Annotated in this window: 1 protein-coding gene; it reads left to right on the top strand. The window is 44.4% G+C overall.

The genetic code is table 11. The annotated features are described in order from the left end of the window. On the top strand, nt 1–2,288 hold a 2,288-nt coding region (locus B2248_RS14440; protein WP_286723314.1), incomplete at both ends, for a hypothetical protein.

The raw sequence follows: 2,288 nt of genomic DNA, 5'->3' as shown, positions 1-2,288 counted from the left end.
TCCGATCTCAGAGCCAGAGCCAGAGCCAGAAAATACTGAGAATTTGGCAGTCGATCAATTATTGGCTGATATTGAGCAAGCTGAGGCTTCCGAAGAAGATTTAATGTCTGAACCTTTGGCAGAACAGGAAGATGAAGTTGATGTACAAAATGCGCCTGTCGATATCCAGCAGCAAGCTGATGAAACAGAGCAGAATGACATCATAGATGAACCTGCTCAGGACGATATTGTTGCGGATACCAATGACCTTGCCGACGAACTGCTTGCTGAAACTGAGGGTGATAACAGCGCTGACTCTGAATCCGCTGTTCAAGTAAGTGATGTTGAAACATCGGAAGAGATTAATATTGATATTGAGGCTGAGCTGCCTGAGCAGACGATGGATGAAGAGGTTAGCCCTGTTCCAGAAATCAATGAGAGCCAAAATGAGCTAACTGAAAATATTGAGCTTCAATCTGAGTTTGATGAGTCAATTTCTGATCTCAGTGAAACGGTCGGAACGTCTGAACCTGATACGGTTTTAGATATTCCTCAATCATCTTTTAATGACGAAATCGACGAAAGTTCTGAACTTCTCTCTGAAAATATTGAAAGTTCACTGCCAGAAGAATCCGTTGTAGAAGCTGAAGCGTCTGATACCGTTGATGATATTTATCTCGAAGCAGGACCAGTTGCGTCATTAGACACTGAAGCAGAGTTTGAAAACTTGGTTGATGAGACTGCTGCGGAAGAAACAGAGAGTCAGTTAGTCGCTGAACAATCTGTGACTGGAGAGGCCGTCCTTTCCGAACCTCAGCCTTCAGACATCGATGAAAGTGCAGTACCAGAAGCATCTACTGCAGAAGCCATTGAAGATGCTGAGCCCGAACCTGTACCAGCACCTGTTGAATCATTAGATACTGAAGCAGATATCGAAAACTCAGATGATGAAGCTGTGTCAGAAGAGACAGAAAGCCAGTTAGATGCTGAACAATTTGTGACTGAAGAAGCAGCTTCCTCTGAGCCAGAGCAAATAGAAAGTGATGAAAGCTCAATATCGGAAGCATCAATTAGTGAAGTCCTTGAAGACACAGAGCTGGAACCTGATTCGTTTGAATCAGCAAGTGAACGTCTGATTGAAGAGCCCGCTGATGAAATTGAAGCCAGTTTTGAACTTGAAACGCCAGCAGTTACTGAATCAGATGATGCTCAGGTTGAGGCTGAAGAGGATGCAACCGAAGAAACTCTGGATAGTGATTTAGCTGATTCAACAGCCGAAACTTGGCCAGAAGATTCGACAATTGCTAGTGATGAGTCCGATCAAACTGGCTTAGTTGAAACGTCGGATACAGATAATAATGAGATACAAGATACTGTTCCTGATTTCTCGGTTGAGGACACTGAAGCCAGCGCTGATGATGTGATAGAACCCTCGTCAGACGAAGTGACTTCGGAACTTGATTCAGTGAGTGATGAGTCAGACATCACTGAGATTGAATCCGTAACGGCTGTTGATACCGATGCTGACTTGGAAGCGGTTGCTGAGAGTGATGATATCGAACCGTTAACAGATGATGTGTTTGAACAGGCAACATCTATCACTGACGAAGATGACGATGCTGCTGAAGCGTTTGTAGATGAGAACACGACCGAGGCAGATGAGCTTTCCATTATTTCTGAAGATGAACCGGAGTTAACAGAAGCCGCGCTGTCGGAAGATGAAGACGCTTTACATGCTGAGCCTGACAATATTATGTCGGAACAGCCTGAGTCTGATATTGATCTTGAGATGATTGAAGAGCCTGATGTCGCTTCAGATGATCAGCCTGACATTATCGAAGATGAGAGTTCAGCACTTTCAGCTTTTGAGACCGATGGGCTTGAAGAACCTGCACAGACATTGGATGAACAACAAGTTGCTGTTGAGCCAATAGATGAATTTCCAGAAAGTGAAGATATTGCTGATGAAGCCTCACTAGAGTTAACGCCACCGATTACAACTGAAGAACCGATTGACGAGAGCACGAGTGAATTTGCTGGTGATGAAGAGCTGAGCCCTGAACCGGTTGAGACAGAAAATAAACAATCAAGAAGCCTAAAAGATTTCCTAAAAAGCGATAGTTTTGACTTCAAACCGAGCGTAACGATAGACAGCGCTGACACAGAAGCGCCTTTGTCAGAGAATGCTGCTGAGGTATCTGAACTTACGGAAAACGAGGTCACTCCGTCTGATATTGACTCGATAGCAGAAGATTTTGCTAGACAAGCTGATTCAGTAGAGGATGCTATTGCAGAGCCAGAGCCAGAGC

This window comes from Methylophaga sp. UBA2012 (assembly GCF_002335235.1).
GTDB lineage: Bacteria > Pseudomonadota > Gammaproteobacteria > Nitrosococcales > Methylophagaceae > Methylophaga > Methylophaga thalassica.
Note: the sequence above shows the minus strand (reverse complement) of the source record. Positions and strands in the feature narration are given on the sequence as shown.